Genomic DNA, 17,122 nt, shown 5'->3' on the forward strand with positions numbered 1-17,122 from the left:
ATTGACCTTGAGTCCCCTTGCCTAGTTTGGTATCGATGTGATACTAAACGTCGGGACATATAAACAGTTATAAGGTTGGTCAGGGTTGACCTATTAGATTCAGTCAGGGGACTGAAGACTTTACTAGGCGGTTATTTCAGGTATTTCAACCTTATTTCATTCCTAAACGTTTCGCACCATCTTTCCTCTTCTGATCTGACAACGCCGATTATTTTTTCCCTTGCAGTAAACCAAAACGAATTAAACCCGACTCGTAACCGCGCCGCATTAACCCTAAAGATAAGGCCCCTTGGATAGTAGTATAACCGCTTGCTAACAAACCTGCGATCGCATCTGTGGTTAGGGCCGAATCAATCACCACATCCCAAAAAGCAGCCACCGATAGGGACCAATCATCGGTTTTTAGGTCTTGAAAGCCAACTTCACGGGCAATATCGGCGTATTCTGGCAAAGAAATCACATATGGCAGACAATAAACCTGATAAATCTCGTTTAATAGTTTAATCTCTCCTTCCGTTAAATTACCGGCCAGGGAAGTGGTGGGACGATGACACCAAGTAGCCATCAAAAAAGTCCCCCCGGGCTGCAAAACCCGATAACATTCCCGCAGAAATTGCCTTTTATCGGGCATATGTTCGCCACTTTCCAAAGACCAGACCAGATCAAAATTATTCTCAGGAAAGGGGGTTTTTAGGGCATCAGCTACACAAAAACTGACTTTTTCTTCTAAATTGAACTCTTGCGCTCTTTGGCTGGCTCTAGCGGCTTGTACCGGGGATAGAGTAATCCCCACCGCTTGGCTGTGAAATTTTTCGGCCAGATAAAGACTACTGCCACCAATGCCACAACCGACATCGAGAATCTGATTAGCACTGGTGACATTTCCCCAAGTTAATAATTCTTCTATTAAATCAATTTGTGCCTGACGGCGATCGAGTTTAATCTTGCCACCGCGACCGTAGTAACCATGGTGCATATGTTCGCCCCAAATCCTTTCCCACAGTCCACTAGAGGAGTCATAAAAATCGGCTATTCGTTGATCAAGTTCCATGGTGATTTCCTAGTTAAGAGAGGCACTCTTGCCAGAGATTAGCCAGATATGTTATACCAAATCCTGTTGAAAAAGTACGGGAAAGTGGGAAGTGGCAAGTGGGTTTTCAAAGTTCGATGTGTTTTACTTTATCTTAATATCATTCGATCTGTTTTACTTTATCTTAATATCATAGGTTCCGATTTTTGCAAGAGGTCTTATGATTAAGGCAGGATTAAAACTACTGGCTGTTTTGATTTTTAGTATTTTTATCTTCCATGGAGCGGTCTTAGGCGAGGAAGCACCCAAGCTATCTGGTTATCAGGCAGATTTAAGCCAAACATCTGTTTCTGGTCTTTCATCAGGGGCCTTCATGACGGCTCAATTCCATGTGGCCTACTCAGATAGGCTGGTGGGAGCAGGTATAATTGCTGGCGGTCCTTTTTTTTGTGTAGGTTCTTACGAGACGGATCCAGAGCAATTTTTCGAGCAAGCGACATCAACTTGCATGAATCCTCTGACTGAGGCAGTAGGACCGGATGGGAAAAGATTATTTAAAAAAGCTCAAGAACTGGCCAAGGCTAACAAAATTGCCGATCTCAACAATTTAAAAGATGATCGAGTCTATCTATTCAGTGGTTCAAGTGATCGCGTAGTTACAACTGTCGTCGTTGACAAAGTAGAAGATTTTTATCAAGCTGCCGGCTTGCCCTCAGAGAATATTAAATACGACAAGAATATCAATGCCGGTCATGCCATAATTGTCGAGGAGTCTAGGGTGTCATGTTCAGATACTAAGTCACCCTTTATAAACGACTGCGATTTCATGCAATCCCATCGGATTTTAGGGCATATTTATGGCAAGTTGAATCCAGCAGTTGATTCTAATAGATTAAGTGGCCAGATTATTCGGTTTGACCAGAGTGAGTTTATTGAGGGTAAAAAGACGAGTATGAGTCGGGAGGCTTATGTTTATGTGCCTGAAGCCTGTAAAAAAGAAAGCTGCAAAGTTCATGTAGCTATTCATGGTTGCAAACAGGGGGCAACGGAAATTGATGATACTTACTACACTAAAACCGGTTACAATGAAATAGCTGATACCAACAGGATAATTGTCTTATATCCCCAGGTTGAACCGTCAGCATTAATCCCTTACAATCCCCAGGGATGCTGGGATTTTTGGGGATATTCCAGTGCAGATCCAGATAATCCTGTCTTTTATACTAGAGAGTCTCCCCAGATGAGGGCAATTGTCGCTATGTTGGAACGGTTAGCCCAACCGCGCCCTCAATAATTTAATCTTTTTGCTGGCACAGACAGAGAAATACATTAAGCAGTTTACGAGGAAACTACCATGCAAAACGAGCTAGTTAAACAGTGGATTGACTCGAACAAGTTGGCAATAGAGTCCTTCAAGAATATTACGGCCACTAATGTGAACGCGATCGATGCCATGTTAACAAGTTTTGTTAACCCCAGTGCTTTCGCTGAACTAAGCAAGGGTTATCTAAGCTTGACCAAAGAATTGGGGGAAGTTTATACTGATAGTATTAATGAACTATTTCAAAGCCAACTGAAGCTGGTGAATTTACAGGCAACCTCTGAGTCTTTTAAGGACTTGGGTGAAATTTATGTCAGTTCGATGACCAGTCTTGGACTAAAGCAAGCAGAATTGATGCGCCTGTATCTAGAAACTACAGCCAAGTATCTAGAGATATTAAAGAGCGCTCAAAAAGTAGATGATCTATTCAATGTCCAAACCAGTATTTTTAGCGAACTTCAAGAAAAGTTGAAGGGGAATATGCTCGAAACAATGGGAGTTCTTAACTCTATCAATACTGCTCTGGACAATTGGACTCAAAAAAGCCTTGACGCATTCGCATCTGATCAGAGTTAAAAAAACTTGATCTTGCGGGTTATGTCTTTGGCCAAGTTCCCGGGTTGCTGCCCCAAACATATCCCCAACGGCGGGCAAGTGCCAGCGCCGCTGCCTTGGCCGTCGGGGTATCGAGGAAGACTGGCGCAGCAGGAGCATCAGCTAACAGGGCAGCAGCTTGTTATCGCCCTTCCAGAAGTCCGGGAAGAGCGATAACCCGAAACTCTCGGCAACGGGACAAAACCCTTGAAAGTCTATCAATGGCTAGGTGGGGTGAAGACAATCAAACCCGACAGCAACCCCGAAAATCGTGTCAGAATAGATCAGTGTAGTCACTGATGATCTTTGAGAAAAATATTTATATGTTAAGACGGGACAGCTACGATTTAATCATTGTCGGGGGCGGTATAGTCGGGACCACCCTAGCGGTGGCCTTAAAAAATACAGGATTAAATATCGCTATGATCGAGGAACGTCCCCTAGAGGTGGCCGCCTCCCGTCGTCAAGCTTATGCCCTCTCGCTGATGTCCAGCCGGATTTTTACAGGCTTGGGTATCTGGGATAAAATCTCGCCCAGTATCGGTAAATTTAGTCATATTCGCCTTTCTGATGCCGATTACCCGATTTTTGTCCCCTTCGTTGTCGATGAGCTAAAAACCGATTATTTGGGCTATGTGGGCGAACATCAAGTGATTTTAACCGCCCTGCACAAGGCCAGCCAAGATTGCGATCGCATTGAGTGGTTATCCCCTGCTAAAGTGTTAGAAGTGGAGTACGGAGCAGAAACAGCCACTGTCACCCTGGAAGAAGCTGGTCAAACCCGAAAAATCACCACAAAATTAGTTATCGGGGCCGATGGAGCCAAATCCGCTATCCGGCAAGGGGCGCAAATTAAAACCAAAGGTTGGAAATATTGGCAATCCTGTGTCGCTTTCACCATTAAACATCAACTCGATCGCAACGATACCGCCTTTGAAAGATTTTGGCCCACCGGTCCGATGGGCATTTTACCGCTCCAGGGTAATCGCTGTCAGATCGTTTGGACAAATCCCCATGGGGAAGCGAAAAAACTGCAAGAAATGCCCGAAGCGGAATTTATCAAGAAATTAGAAGCATATACGGGGGGATTACTGGGAAAACTCGAATTAGTTAGCCCCCGCGCTCTCTTTCCCGTACAGTTAATGCAGAGTGATACTTATGTTAAACCCCGACTGGCTTTAATTGGTGATGCCGCTCACTGTTGTCATCCCGTCGGTGGTCAAGGTTTAAATTTAGGCATTCGCGACGCGGCCGCTTTAGCGCAGGTATTAAAGGAAGCAGTAGAAAAGCAAGAAGATATAGGAGCGCTTTCTACCCTAAAATCCTACGAAAAATGGCGTAGATCGGAGAATTTAGCGATTTTAGGCTTCACGGATTTTCTTGATCGCCTGTTCTCCAATAACTGGCCGCCCATCGTTGTCATCCGTCGTCTCGGATTGGCAATTATGCGCGGTTTCCCCCCGTTGAAATTGTTTGCCCTGCAATTAATGACGGGACTAAAAGGACGTATTCCCCAATTAGCTAGATAGCCGGCCACTAATTCCGGGGATGGGGGAGAAAGGAAGAAAAAAAAAGCTTGCAAAATGCGGCGATTATCGCTATGATGGTTAAGGTTCAATATCGGGGCGTAGCGCAGCTTGGTAGCGCACTACTTTGGGGTAGTAGGGGTCGTGGGTTCGAATCCCGCCGCTCCGATTGCAGGAAAACAGAGAGTTAGGTAGGGATGCACCTAATCCCTACTTTGTCCTGTTTACTCGGAATTCTCTTAATTTATCAGCGTTCCTGATCAAGTTAGTTCACCATTAAGATCACTGCTCTAGTCGAAAATGTCTCATCAAATATCAGCTTACGGTTCCTGGAAATCGCCGATTACCTCCGATCTAATTGTGGCAGCATCGATTAGTCTTGGCGGTGTAACTCTAGACGGAGAAGATATTTATTGGTTAGAAGGCAGACCACAGGAAAAGGGGCGAAATGTTTTAGTTAAATTAAACCCCGACGGCACAACCACAGAAATCACCCCAGCACCTTTTAATGTGCGAACTCGTGTCCATGAATACGGGGGAGGTTCCTATCTAATTGTTGCCGGAATTATCTATTTTTGTAATTTTGCTGACCAAAGAATTTATCGCCAAACTGCTGATAGTTTACCCCAACCTCTGACCCCAGAAAATTCCTGTCGTTATGCGGATTTAATTCTCGATGAATTTCGCAATCGTTTAATCTGTGTTTGTGAAGATCATAGCCAAAAAGATCGAGAACCAGTTAATAGTATTGTCAGCATCGATGTGGATACAGGAAACATAGAAACTTTAGTATCAGGCGATGATTTTTATACCTCTCCTCGCTTAAGTGCCGACGGTTCTCGATTAGCTTGGATTAGTTGGAATCATCCTAATATGCCTTGGGATAGTTCTTTTCTCTGGGTGGCCGATATTAATCATCTTTATTTGAGTAATATTCGGGTCATTGCTGGTGGTGAAAATGAGTCGGTGTGTGAACCGCGCTGGTCCGCCGATGAACAGTTATATTTTACCAGTGATCGCAATAATTTCTGGAACTTTTATTGCTTTAAACACGATGAACAAATCGAACCAGTTATCGAACTGATCGAGGCTGAATTTGCCTACCCTCATTGGGTTTTTGGTTTATCTAACTACGGCTTTGCTGGGAAATCCCAGATTATTTGTAGCTATACAAAAGATGGTCGTTGGTATTTAGGAAGTATCGATACTGTTAATCGAGAATTCCAAGAAATTATCACTGCTGATACTAACATTTCTTCCCTACAAGTTAGCGATAACAAAATAGTTTTTATTGGCGGTTCTTTCAGGGAAGTAACGGCGGTTGTCTCAATGGATTTAGCCACAGGAACGAGAGAAATTCTCAAATCTTCCAGTAATTTAACTATTTCTAGCGATTATTTCTCGATTCCGGAAATGCTCGCTTTTCCCACCAGTAAGGGACTAACGGCCTATGCTTGGTATTATCCCCCCAAAAACCCCGATTATACCGCCCCCAATGGCGAATTACCGCCCCTTTTAGTCAAAAGTCACGGTGGACCGACGGCTGCGGCGACCTCTAGTTTAAGTCTGCGGGTGCAATACTGGACCAGTCGCGGTTTTGGCTATCTAGATGTCAATTATGGCGGTAGTACGGGTTATGGTCGTCAATATCGTCAGCGTTTGCTGGGAAATTGGGGAATTGTCGATGTGGAAGACTGCATCAACGGGGCAAAATATTTGGTTAATCAGGGATTAGTCGATGGGGAAAGATTGGCAATTTCCGGAGGCAGCGCCGGTGGTTATACAACTTTAGCGGCCTTAACTTTTCATGATACTTTTAAAGCAGGAGCTAGTTATTACGGAGTTAGTGATTTAGAGGTTTTAGCCACCGATACCCATAAATTCGAGTCGAGATATTTAGATAAATTGGTGGGACTTTATCCTCAAGAAAAGGAAATTTACTATCAGCGTTCGCCTATTCATTTTACCGCTCAGTTATCCTGTCCGGTGATCTTTTTCCAAGGTTTAGAAGACCGAGTGGTTCCACCCAATCAAGCGGAAATGATGGTACAAGCTTTAAAAGCAAAAGGTTTACCCGTCGCTTACGTTCCCTTTGCGGGAGAACAACATGGATTTCGTCAAGCTGAATCGATAAAACGAGCATTAGATGCAGAATTTTATTTTTATTCCCGTCTCTTTGGTTTTACTCCTGCTGATAATTTAGAACCCGTAGAAATTAAGTAGTCGTGCCAAATTAATTTCCTAGGTTCGAGAGGCGCTGAGGCCAATTCAAGTCTGAATTGCATCACTGTCTGAGGTGAATTACCATTGTTGCACAAGTAATACTAAATCCGTTGAGCATATGCTACTTATGAAGACAGGCAACAGGCAAAAGGCAAAACCCCCCCAACCCCCCTGTCCCCACGAAAAACTTTTTGCCGCAAACCCTAACTACTTCTATTAAGCTCGCTTATTAAGCTGATGTGGAGATGCTTAAAAGGCGCATCTCGCTTTTCAAAATAAGTTTTTGGACAATTCACAGTAAATATCTACAGATTTGACCGTTGGGCGGGTCTAGGCTTAACCATAGTCTCTGTATCGGTTTCAGGCTTTTCTTCTCCTTTTAACTCTCTTAGATTGATGAAAGAGAGATAAGTTGTGTTGAGAAATGTGTAGAGTTGCGGCCGACCCTTGACTGGAACCTAAGCTCTCGTGATAACTTGTATAGGAGTTGTCGACAAGACACCATCAGCTAGACAGACCTTTCCAGTTTCTCTATGTTTCATCCTAACCAATCGGAAACCCGTGAAGATATCCGCGAGTATGTAGCTCAACTACAGCTTCACATGGCTTTACAAGCTCGTAATCTCGTGCCTAGTCTGACTAATACAAGCGATAGTCGCGAGAAACTGCTGCAGGATACCCAAGCAACCATCGAAAAAATCGTTTCCCGTCATTTCTAGTTGACCGATTTTACGCAAGTAATCTCTTTGAACCAAGAATCCCCGTCGCTTTAGTGCGGGGATTGTCAACGCCCTAGGATTAAGGGGGGATCAAGGTAGGGTTGATTCATGAATCAACCCTACTATGAATCAACCCCCCGACGTCGGGGGGGTTGCCTTTTGCCTCTCCTCATAACTAGCCTTTACTCAACGGATTTAGTATAATATCATCGGTAATGGTAACGATAATTCTTTGCAGCTTCGCACCTTGAAACTCGTAAGGAATCTCGTGTTTATATTGAGTTAGGAAGTTAGGAGTATGATTTGATAAAGTTCTTATAATATCGACATTTTGTTCGATGTTATTAATATACAGTTTCATATTATCTATTGTGCTGTCACCCAACTTTTCATCGGAAGGGGCGATTATCTTTGGTTTGGCAAATTCAACTTTGAGTGTCACCTCGCTACTAAGACGAGGAAGATCACAGGTGATCCTCTGTTGTTGTCCTAACCAGTTATAGACATAACATAGTTTTCCCTGATAGATGTAGAAACTATGTCCACCAAAATATCCACCCTGCGCCATCAGAACACCTTGTAAGTCCCCTTTAGCTTTGGAGAAATCAATAGTTGCTTCGATGGCATAGAAACGAGTGCTAATATTAGGGGCAACAGCTTCGAAAATTTCCAATCCCCTTGGATAATTTGTCGGGGGAACGGCGAACGTAGCGATTTCCCCAGCAACAGCTTCAGAAATTTCTGATCCCTCTAGATCATAGGTATAGCTATCGAAAATTTCCAATTCCCTTGGATAATTTGTCGGGGGAACGGCGAACGTAGCGATTTCCCCAGCAACAGCTTCGGAAATTTCTGATCCTCTTGGATCATAGATATAGCTATCGGAAATTTCCAATCCCTCTAGATAATAGGTAGAGCTAAATGTGGTATATTTTGAGTCGTCAGAAAATGCCGGGGGACGTAATTGAGGAATTTCTCCACCGAATACCACAGATCCAGACCAATCTTCAAGTGGAATATATTGTTTAGCCATCGCAATCTCCTTAGTAATTGATAACGGAAAAAAGTGATAGATTTAACCTAGATTACACTGATGGACAAAATTAACAAATCAACTCTGCTGTAACTCAATACTACTCAGTCCTCTATGCTAAGATGATCCAAAAAACGCAAGTTTTTAAATTGATGGGCAAAAAAAAGTTTAATTTTACTCAATAACCAAAGAGTTATACATAGATGTTTATTTTTGACAATAAAACCAATATTTTAATTAATTCTCAAGAATTAACCTTTAAAAGTGAATATTTTTGCAACTTTTCTCGTTATTTTCAGAATCGAGAATTTATCGACGTAGATGCTTTACAACTCAGTGGTGATCATTTTGAAGGGTATCTTTCAAGGATCATCATCGATGAAGTGATGTTAGAATTATCGCAACGTAATTGTTTAACGAATGTTGCGGGAGTAATCCATTCTAAAATGTGGGTTTTTGCGATTCCTGTTCAGGTGAATTCTGTCTTCTTCCAAAATTTGTATCCATTAGAAAATAACTATCTGGGGATTATCCCCCCTAAATCAGAAATTTCCGTTTTTCAACATCCTTTTTCCAATCGTTTTCAGCTTTACGTTCATGATAATTATCTGCAACAATTGTGCCAAACTTTAGAGCTACCAGAAGCGAAAAAGTTTTTAAATTCTTCCGCTTCTTCTATTGTGATTTGCCCATCGGAAAAAATTCGTCATCTCCAACAATCTTGTCATCAACTTTATCAAATGCTATTTAATTTAGATCGTCAACAAATATCTGGGCAAAGAAAAGCATTAAGATTAAATTTTGTCAAGCAAAAATTAAAAGAAGAAATTGTCAAAGATTTTCTTTTGACTTTAGCAGTAACCAAAGATATTAAAACTCCTAAAAACACTATCAGACGCACCTCTATTCTCAAAAAAGCAGAAGAAATGATGAGAAAAAATATGCGTTCTGATCTGACTATTCCAGCGATTTGTCAAGACTTAAAAGTAAGTCAACGCACCTTAGAATATATATTTAAAGACTTCTATCAAATGTCTCCTTACAATTATTTTAAATTGCTTCGTCTTAATGCTCTACATCAATCTCTTAACCAAAATAATCAGACAAAATTAATTTATGAAATTGCTGAAGAATTAGGTTTTTTTCACCGAGGATATCTGGCCTCTGATTATAAAAAACTGTTTGGTTACTTCCCCTCTAAAACCTAAAAAAATAGTAGGTGTAGGAATTAGGATTATTGTTAGATTTATCTGCCTTATTTTACCATTTTTTACGTCCTTCCCCTGGGATGATCAGCTACTCTTGATAATTAAGCTTCTTGCTTAAGTTGCCACCTATGAAAGCTTCCGTGCATAATGTGACGTGGTGAACATTTTTCACCCAAGGACTCAGATAGCCATCTTTTCTTGATTAGTTGACGCTCCCATCGCACTAAGCGCTTCGGGATTCCCTGTTCATCCAGTTACCTTATCTACTAAGCTTTCACTTAATAGACAGTGGGTAGTCTGTCCGAGGGCTTGAATTTCTGTCCGCCCGACAGTATTTGCCCGATCGATAATTAATTTATCTTGAGGTTTTGCCAAAACCCGGATCTGACGAGGAACAGCCGCCTCTAAATCAATTGCAACTATTGTCAACTCCGCCCATAGTATATATGATAGTTGAACTCTAATTTAGGATCTAGCTGGGTCTAGAGAGGATAATATGGATAAGATCAAGGTAGGATTGTTGTTTGGTGGTCGATCGGGAGAACATGAGGTATCTATCAATTCGGCTCGATCGATCCTGCAAGCTTTTAATTACCCCGAAAATCTTGACAAATACGCCGTTATCCCCTTCTATATCGATAAAAATGGCTGTTGGCATTCGGCAGCAACTGCTAGACAAATTTTAACCTCTGGGCAACCCCTAGCTATTGAGAGGGAGATAAAAGTCAATATCTGGCAATTTCCCACAGAAGTGAGCGAAATTGAGGTTTGGTTTCCAATTCTCCACGGACCGAATGGGGAAGATGGCACTTTACAAGGATTACTCACTCTCATGCGGGTTGCTTTTGTGGGTAGTGGGGTCCTGGGTTCATGCTTGGGAATGGATAAAATTGCCATGAAAACTGCTTTTGCAGCCGCTGGATTACCCCAAGTTAAGTATAAGGCCATAACCCGCTCGCAAGTGTGGTCAAATGCCTGTGTTTTTCCGCAATTGTGCGATCAAATCGCCGAGGAAATAGGTTATCCTTGTTTTATTAAACCGGCTAATTTAGGTTCTTCGGTGGGTATTAGTAAAGCACGCAACCTGCAAGAATTAGAGGCTGCTTTAGATAGTGCCGCTAGTTATGATCGACGGATTATTGTTGAAGCAGGAGTAACCGCAAGGGAGATCGAATGTGCGGTTTTAGGTAATGATAATCCCCAAGCTTCTTTGGTGGGAGAAATTACTTTTGATAGTGATTTTTATGACTATGAAACTAAATATACTGACGGGCGATCGAGCATGGTGATTCCCGCTAATATTCCTGATAAAATTGCTAATCAAGTGCGAGAAATGGCTGTAGAAGCATTTAAAGCTGTGGATGCTGCGGGATTGTCGCGGGTGGATTTTTTCTATGTGGAAAAGACTGGGGAAGTGTTGATCAATGAAATTAATACTCTGCCGGGGTTTACTAATTTTAGTATGTATCCCCAACTCTGGAAAGCCACCAGTTTAGAGTTTGATAAATTGGTCGATAAGTTAGTACAATTAGCCTTAGAAAGACAGGAAAAATAAGGTTAAATTACCACCATTTCTAGGATAGGAATTACCTATTAAATAGAAGATAAATTTTGTCTTTGATCTCCCCTTAATAAGGGGGGAACCTGACAATTTTTAACACCTAACTAGGGTTTGCTGAATAAATGTGAAATATAGACGAGGTAAGGGTTTTAGGGTCTTGTTTCGCAAAACAGGTGCAAGATTTTGAGAGAATCGTGCTTCAAAACCTTGGGTCTTCATCGGCCCGCGTTCTGTAAGGGCGAAGCATTCGGGCAATAACCTATCGGTGAAACCGTAGATTTTCTATCCGAATGCTTCGCCCCTACTTTTTCAGCAAACCCTACTTAGAGATATTGATCAATCAGATAGTTTCGGGATCAATGCCCAATTCTCGTAATTTTTGGGCTAATTTTTCCTTCTCCAAGATAGCTTGTTCTTTTTCGAGGATAGCCTGTTCCTTCGCTTGTCGTTCCTGTTCCCTTTCTAAAAGAATCTGTTCCTTTGCTTGTCTTTGCTCTAATTCAGCTTCTTGGGGAGTGGGAACCAATTGACCATCGGCGGTAAAATAACGCAGTTTACGGTCAAATATGCCTAAATATAGTTCTAATTGTTCACTCCATAGATAACCCTGGTCATTAGCAGGAATAGCCTGATATTGTCCCGCAATTAGTCTAAATCCTTGCAATTCTAAGGTATTAGGATCGAACCAAAAATAATTAGGAGTGCGAAAGGTATTTTGATAGAGAATTTTCTTTTTAGTGCGGTCAATATTGGCCGTAGAATTGGAAAGAATCTCCACGATTACATTGGGATATTTACCCCCTTCTCCCCAAACTACCCAACTTTTGCGGGGACGTTTTTCTGTATCTAAAACCACAAAAAAATCAGGACCACAAAAATCACGTTTTTTCAGTTGTTCTTCGTTATAGTAGATAGTCAGATTACCAGAAGCATAGTAATCGTTTTTCTCTTGCCATAATAATTCTAGACAACTGAGAAGAATTATGATCTGTTGCAGATGTAAATCACTTTCCAAGGGTGGTTCATCACTCCATAAATCGGTGGGGGGACAGGTAACTTCCGGTAAAATGTCGAGAGTTGTCATAGTTTTTCCCCGTTATACTAGCTTTGTTTAATTATAACTGTTACGATCTTTTCTGGTCATAAAAAACTAATTTTTTGCTGAATCACGAGTAAAACTGTAGATAATTTGGGTAGCTAATTGTGGTAATTGTGAGAAATCTTCATCGGACATTTTTTGACGATCAAGTTTCATTTGTAATCCCGTCATCGAATCGTCTCCGTCGGAAATTAAAAATTCTATGCGTTCAATTTCCGACCAATCTTTAATGTCATTTAATATCTTGTCAATAACCAAAAGGTAAGGATGGGAAGGATTTTTATACCAATTACTGCTGACACCCTGACGAATATCTAAACCTAAATGTACGATCAAAGGGGCGCGATCAAAAAGGGCATTGGCTACCGGTCGGGTTTCTTCTTGGAGAGATAATTGATTAGCGCGACTTAACTGCCGTAACTTCTCTAATTGATGATATCTTTGCGAAATTGACGGCGGATTTTCCCCCCAACTGAGAGCGATGGTGACTAGATAGGTTTGTAAGAATAGATGTCCTAACTTTTCCGCTTTTGTGGCCAGATAATTGGAATTATAATCATTAGCCTCGATCAGCAAAGGTACTCGCTCGACTATTTCCAAACCATAGCCTTTTAATCCGGCAATTTTACGCGGATTATTGGTAATTAAACGAATATTTCTCACCCCCAAATCGTTGAGCATTTGCGCTCCCATGCCGTAATCGCGCAAATCGGCGGGAAATCCTAACCTTTCGTTGGCTTCCACCGTATCTAGCCCTATATCCTGTAAAGAATAGGCTTTTAGCTTATTAATTAAGCCAATTCCCCGGCCTTCCTGTCGCAGGTAAACCACCACCCCTAAACCGTTGTTTTCAATCATTTTTAAGGCACTTTGTAACTGTTGCCGACAATCGCAACGCAAGGATCCCAAAGCATCCCCAGTCAGACATTCTGAGTGCATTCGTACCATTACAGGTTGATCACCAAAGAGAGCGGGATCGCCTTTCACAATCGCAATATGTTCGGTTTGATCTAATAAATTTCGGTAGGCATAAAGCTGAAAAGTGCCGAATTGACTGGGAAAATCACAGACCGTTTCCCGATGGACAAAGCGATCGTGTTTTAAGCGATAACTGATCAGATCGGCAATGCTAATTAACTTGAGATTATGCTGACGAGCGTATTCAAATAGTTGCGGTAAACGGGCCATGGAACCGTCGGGATTTTGGATCTCACAGATAACTCCCGCCGGATACAACCCGGCTAATCGAGCCAGATCCACAGCTGCCTCCGTATGACCGGCGCGTTTTAAGACTCCACCGGCTTTAGCACGAATCGGGAAGACATGACCGGGACGGGTGAGATCGTCGGGACGAGTGACTGGATTAATGGCAACTTGCACGGTTTTCGCCCGATCTTCTGCCGAAATGCCAGTTTTAACCCCTAAATGGGGAGCAGCATCGATGCTAACAGTAAAAGCGGTTTGATTGCTATCGGTGTTTTTTGTCACCATCAAGGGTAATTCGAGAGCATCAAGACGCTCTCCCGTCATTGCCAGACAGATTAAACCGCGAGCTTGCACTGCCATGAAGTTAATCAGATCGGGGGTGGCAAATTGGGCCGCACAGATTAGATCTCCTTCATTTTCGCGATTCTCATCATCAACTACGACAATGGCACGTCCGGCTTTGATTTCCGCTAAGGCAGTATCGATAGAGTCAAAAGCGATCGAAGTGACAGTCACAGGCATTAAAACGAGGGAATTATTTTCATTCTACAGGTTTGCTCGATCTGCTGAGGGTCAATTTCTACAAGTTCCCTAGAAAGAAGTCTCCCGGTGAACCTGACGGCTGCCCGGGAGACTTTTAGTTATCTTAAGCTAGAAAATTAGTTCAAACTAGCGGGGGTGATGCTGGCAACTTTGCCACCGAGACGGTTGATCTGTTGCAGGGTGTTATTTAACTGTTCAAAGGGGACGATAATCGCTTTGCTACTGCGACGGACACGGGGATAACCCGGTTTGCTAATAGCGGCAATTTCCACGCGATAGAGCTTACCCACATCACCATAGGCCACACTACCACCCAGAGCTTTACTGGGGGTGTTGCGTTGAGCAGAGGGACGATAGGCCCAACCATCGCTGCCACCGGAGGGACCGACTACTGCCGAAGCGCCGTTTTGAGCTAATTCCACCGCTAAACGGGAGGTTTTGCCGGCAATCTGAGAGCGATCGCTGTTGGCATAACCGCGATAGAGTTGGAACATCCGGGTAAATCCCACGGTTTTTTGACCGGGTTGGCTGGCGAAACCGCGATAGTAGGGAACGATGCTATCGCCGAAGTTTTCGGTATATTCGGCGGAATCGATGTAGGAGTCGATATCGGCCTCGAATCCTTTGTTTTCATAGAGATCGAGGTGATAGACCACTTCCGACTCATCGTAGGGAGCGCGACCTAAAAGATGTTTGATATTAAGTTCGATGACGCGGGTTTGGAAGTTACCGTAGAAGAATTTGTTCTTATACAGTTCCGATTTGGCCACGGCGCGGACGAATTCCCGCACGGTGATCGAACCGTTGCAGAGTAAGGATTCGGCACTGGTAAGGCGCTCGGAACGCATGATATAGTCATTGCCTAGCACCTGACGATAGACGGCGCGAATAACCGCCTGTGCGTCGTCACGGGACCAATCGGGACGTAATTCCACGGGAGCAACCTCGCTAAAAGCGGTTGTCCCTAAACGAGAAGCTGAGGTAGTAATTGCCACTAAAGTTCTCCTACAAAAAAATGATCATTTTCTGACCGCTCAAAACTAGGGGAGGATCAGTTCGATTACCTGGCCGCCTTGACGATGGATATAACAAGGTCTGGAAGAACAGGTGATTGCTAACCCTTTTGCTAACAACCTCCTGTCTTTCCAGACCAGCAGTTTTTTCGATTGGACTAGCTGAGAGCGTTGATAGCGTAGTCGATATAGGAGTTGGCTTCTACCGCAGGGTCGCCACTTAAACCATGGTTGGCTTTGATATATTTGAGAGCTTCGATGTACCAGCTAGGAGACAGGTCGAAGGTGCGGTTGATTTCGTCGATACCAGCGATGAGGTACTCGTCCATCGGACCGGTTCCACCAGCAACTAAGCAGTAGGTCACCATGCGGAGGTAGTAACCGATGTCACGAGCGCATTTGTCTTTACCGCGTTGGTCCGCCGCAAAGTTATTCCCCTGCATTTGGGTGGTGTAGGGGTACTTGTTGTACACGGCTTGAGCAGCCCCAGAGATCAAAGAACTAGCTTTTTCGGTCAACGCTTTAGCGGCGGTGAGGCTGGCAGAAGCTTGACGAAAACGACCGAAAGCTACTTGGATTTCGGTGCTGCTTAAGAAACGGCCTTGAGAATCAGCGGCTGCTACGGCTTCGGTAAGGGGGGTTTTCATTGTTTGGTATCTCCCAATAATCTTGCAATAAGTTTCCTACGGTTTAATTGAGACTAGCCCTGGGGACTAGGCGACAGCAGCGGCGGCGCGGTCGAAGTAGCTGGCAATTTCAGACATTAAAGCACTGCAATCGCCGGCGGTGACACCGTTGCGATCGTTAGCGATGGACAAAGCAGCTTCTTTCATTTTGCTTACGCCAGCAGCTACGGAAGCTCCTGGTACTCCTAAAGCTACATAGGTTTCGCGAAGACCATTTAAGCAACGATCATCGAGAACACTGCCGTCGCCAGAGAAGGTAGCGTAGGTAACATAACGCAAGATGATTTCCATGTCGCGTAGGCAAGCGGCCATACGACGGCTGGTGTAGGCATTACCACCGGGGGTGATCAGTTGGGGCTGTTCAGCGAACAGGCTACGAGCGGCGTTAGCAACGATGGTGGAAGCGTTACTGGTGATCCGGTTAACAGAGTCCATCCGTTTGTTGCTGTCGGCAACCATGGCGCTGAGAGCGTCTAGTTGGGAAGAGCTTAAATATTCGCCGCGAGCATCAGCTTGGGATACTACCCGGGTGAATGCGTCAAACATTGTGACAATCTCCTAAATTTAAATGGGATTTGCTTGCAATTAAAATTTTCCCTCTTAAGGGATTTCACGGTGAGTCTGGACGAGCCTTGACCGCGATTGTTGCGATTTACTTTAAGAAACCTGAAAAAACTTCACGGCTCTCTCATAAATCACCTAAGGAGGTTAAACAAGTATCCAGCTTAACTTTTGTCTGTTATCTTGGCCCCTCAAGTTAAATTTATACACTGCTGTCGAAACTTTGTTTGTTACATATTATTAAGTTTTTTGCTGTCTTTTTGTAACAGTCACTTAACAATGACTCGATCGAGTTGGTCATCAATTCCTGACATGGCTCAAAGCCTCTCACCGTCGGGAAATCAGAGACAGCAAGGCTTTAAGGGTATAAAGGGCAGCAAGATGAAAATTTTAAGTTTTTTTTAATATTTTCCCGCTTTCCCTTCCCCTATTGCCCAAGGATTGCCCTTTCCAGCCCTGAAATACGATGAAGTTTTGTAAAGAGGGGTGTGGGGTGTGGGGAAGTGGGGAAGTGGGGAAGTGGGGAAGTGGGGAAGTGGGGAAGTGGGGAAGTGGGGAAGTGGGGAAGTGGGGAAGTGGGGAAGTGGGAAAGTGGGAAAGTGGGGAAGTGGGGAGGGGGAATTATGAATTATGAATTATGAATTATGAAGTGGGGAAGTGGGGAAGCTGTCTCATCACCCTAAGCTTTTACGCATTTAAGTTACATTGACAGCATTACCCTTATTTTTAAGTTTTCTACTCCATTTAATAATCAATCCCCCTTCATTTAAAAGCTGATTGACTACTTTTTCCAGTTCTT

Annotated in this window: 16 protein-coding genes and 1 tRNA gene; 9 read left to right on the forward strand and 8 right to left on the reverse strand. The window is 43.3% G+C overall.

Annotated elements, in window-relative coordinates; all coding sequences use genetic code 11:
• Positions 1-208 precede the first annotated feature (208 nt).
• Positions 209-1,051 (reverse strand): methyltransferase domain-containing protein, encoded by an 843-nt coding sequence (locus tag EWV66_RS21640; protein ID WP_052277154.1) that lies wholly within the window; start codon positions 1,049-1,051, stop codon positions 209-211.
• A gap of 199 nt (positions 1,052-1,250) precedes the next feature.
• On the opposite strand from EWV66_RS21640, the gene EWV66_RS21645 reads away from it, so the two are divergent.
• The 6 genes from EWV66_RS21645 (at position 1,251) to EWV66_RS21670 (ending at position 7,413) form a co-directional block, all read left to right on the forward strand.
• Positions 1,251-2,324, forward strand: a complete 1,074-nt coding sequence (locus EWV66_RS21645; protein WP_052277153.1) for an extracellular catalytic domain type 2 short-chain-length polyhydroxyalkanoate depolymerase — start codon at positions 1,251-1,253, stop codon at positions 2,322-2,324.
• Between the two features lie 60 nt (positions 2,325-2,384).
• Positions 2,385-2,927, forward strand: a complete 543-nt coding sequence (locus EWV66_RS21650) for a phasin family protein (protein WP_052277152.1) — start codon at positions 2,385-2,387, stop codon at positions 2,925-2,927.
• Positions 2,928-3,268: 341 nt separating this feature from the next.
• The gene (locus EWV66_RS21655) at positions 3,269-4,474 is read left to right on the forward strand and encodes an FAD-dependent hydroxylase (protein WP_072926645.1); all 1,206 of its coding nucleotides are present in this window, start codon (positions 3,269-3,271) and stop codon (positions 4,472-4,474) included.
• A gap of 92 nt (positions 4,475-4,566) precedes the next feature.
• A tRNA-Pro gene (locus tag EWV66_RS21660) sits at positions 4,567-4,640 on the forward strand.
• A 131-nt stretch (positions 4,641-4,771) separates the two neighbouring features.
• Positions 4,772-6,694, forward strand: coding sequence for a S9 family peptidase (locus EWV66_RS21665; protein ID WP_287108815.1), 1,923 nt, complete (start codon positions 4,772-4,774; stop codon positions 6,692-6,694).
• A gap of 533 nt (positions 6,695-7,227) precedes the next feature.
• Positions 7,228-7,413 (forward strand): hypothetical protein, encoded by a 186-nt coding sequence (locus tag EWV66_RS21670; RefSeq protein WP_002759041.1) that lies wholly within the window; start codon positions 7,228-7,230, stop codon positions 7,411-7,413.
• Positions 7,414-7,588: 175 nt separating this feature from the next.
• Here EWV66_RS21670 and EWV66_RS21675 read toward each other — a convergent pair whose 3' ends face one another.
• The gene (locus tag EWV66_RS21675; RefSeq protein ID WP_052277149.1) at positions 7,589-8,446 is read right to left on the reverse strand and encodes a hypothetical protein; all 858 of its coding nucleotides are present in this window, start codon (positions 8,444-8,446) and stop codon (positions 7,589-7,591) included.
• Positions 8,447-8,649: 203 nt separating this feature from the next.
• Between EWV66_RS21675 and EWV66_RS21680 the strand changes: the two genes are divergently transcribed.
• Positions 8,650-9,654, forward strand: a complete 1,005-nt coding sequence (locus EWV66_RS21680) for a helix-turn-helix domain-containing protein (RefSeq protein WP_287108817.1) — start codon at positions 8,650-8,652, stop codon at positions 9,652-9,654.
• 246 nt (positions 9,655-9,900) lie between these two features.
• On the opposite strand, the gene EWV66_RS21685 is transcribed toward EWV66_RS21680, so the two are convergent.
• The gene (locus tag EWV66_RS21685) at positions 9,901-10,083 is read right to left on the reverse strand and encodes a hypothetical protein (protein ID WP_287108818.1); all 183 of its coding nucleotides are present in this window, start codon (positions 10,081-10,083) and stop codon (positions 9,901-9,903) included.
• 67 nt (positions 10,084-10,150) lie between these two features.
• Here EWV66_RS21685 and EWV66_RS21690 point away from each other — a divergent pair, with 67 nt between their 5' ends.
• Positions 10,151-11,209, forward strand: a complete 1,059-nt coding sequence (locus EWV66_RS21690) for a D-alanine--D-alanine ligase family protein (RefSeq protein ID WP_052277147.1) — start codon at positions 10,151-10,153, stop codon at positions 11,207-11,209.
• A 346-nt stretch (positions 11,210-11,555) separates the two neighbouring features.
• On the opposite strand, the gene EWV66_RS21695 is transcribed toward EWV66_RS21690, so the two are convergent.
• The 5 genes from EWV66_RS21695 to cpcB all read right to left on the reverse strand — a co-directional run bounded on the left by EWV66_RS21695 (position 11,556) and on the right by cpcB (position 16,308).
• Positions 11,556-12,299, reverse strand: coding sequence for a Uma2 family endonuclease (locus EWV66_RS21695; RefSeq protein ID WP_052277146.1), 744 nt, complete (start codon positions 12,297-12,299; stop codon positions 11,556-11,558).
• Positions 12,300-12,365: 66 nt separating this feature from the next.
• Entirely contained in the window at positions 12,366-14,042 is a 1,677-nt protein-coding gene (ribBA, locus tag EWV66_RS21700; protein WP_072926641.1) for a bifunctional 3,4-dihydroxy-2-butanone-4-phosphate synthase/GTP cyclohydrolase II, read from the reverse strand.
• A 137-nt stretch (positions 14,043-14,179) separates the two neighbouring features.
• Positions 14,180-15,058, reverse strand: coding sequence for a phycobilisome linker polypeptide (locus EWV66_RS21705; protein WP_002736362.1), 879 nt, complete (start codon positions 15,056-15,058; stop codon positions 14,180-14,182).
• 176 nt (positions 15,059-15,234) lie between these two features.
• Positions 15,235-15,723: a C-phycocyanin subunit alpha gene (gene cpcA / locus EWV66_RS21710; protein WP_002780314.1), complete on the reverse strand. Its 489-nt coding sequence runs from the start codon at positions 15,721-15,723 to the stop codon at positions 15,235-15,237.
• A gap of 66 nt (positions 15,724-15,789) precedes the next feature.
• Complete coding sequence (gene cpcB, locus EWV66_RS21715; RefSeq protein WP_002789180.1) at positions 15,790-16,308, reverse strand: C-phycocyanin subunit beta; 519 nt, start codon at positions 16,306-16,308, stop codon at positions 15,790-15,792.
• Positions 16,309-16,789: 481 nt separating this feature from the next.
• On the opposite strand from cpcB, the gene EWV66_RS21720 reads away from it, so the two are divergent.
• A complete protein-coding gene (locus tag EWV66_RS21720) occupies positions 16,790-16,957 on the forward strand; it encodes a hypothetical protein (protein ID WP_287108823.1) in 168 nt (55 codons plus the stop codon).
• Positions 16,958-17,122 lie beyond the last annotated feature (165 nt).

The sequence above is a fragment of the Microcystis sp. M_OC_Ca_00000000_C217Col genome (assembly GCF_007095585.1).
GTDB classification, from domain to species: Bacteria; Cyanobacteriota; Cyanobacteriia; order Cyanobacteriales; family Microcystaceae; genus Microcystis; species Microcystis panniformis.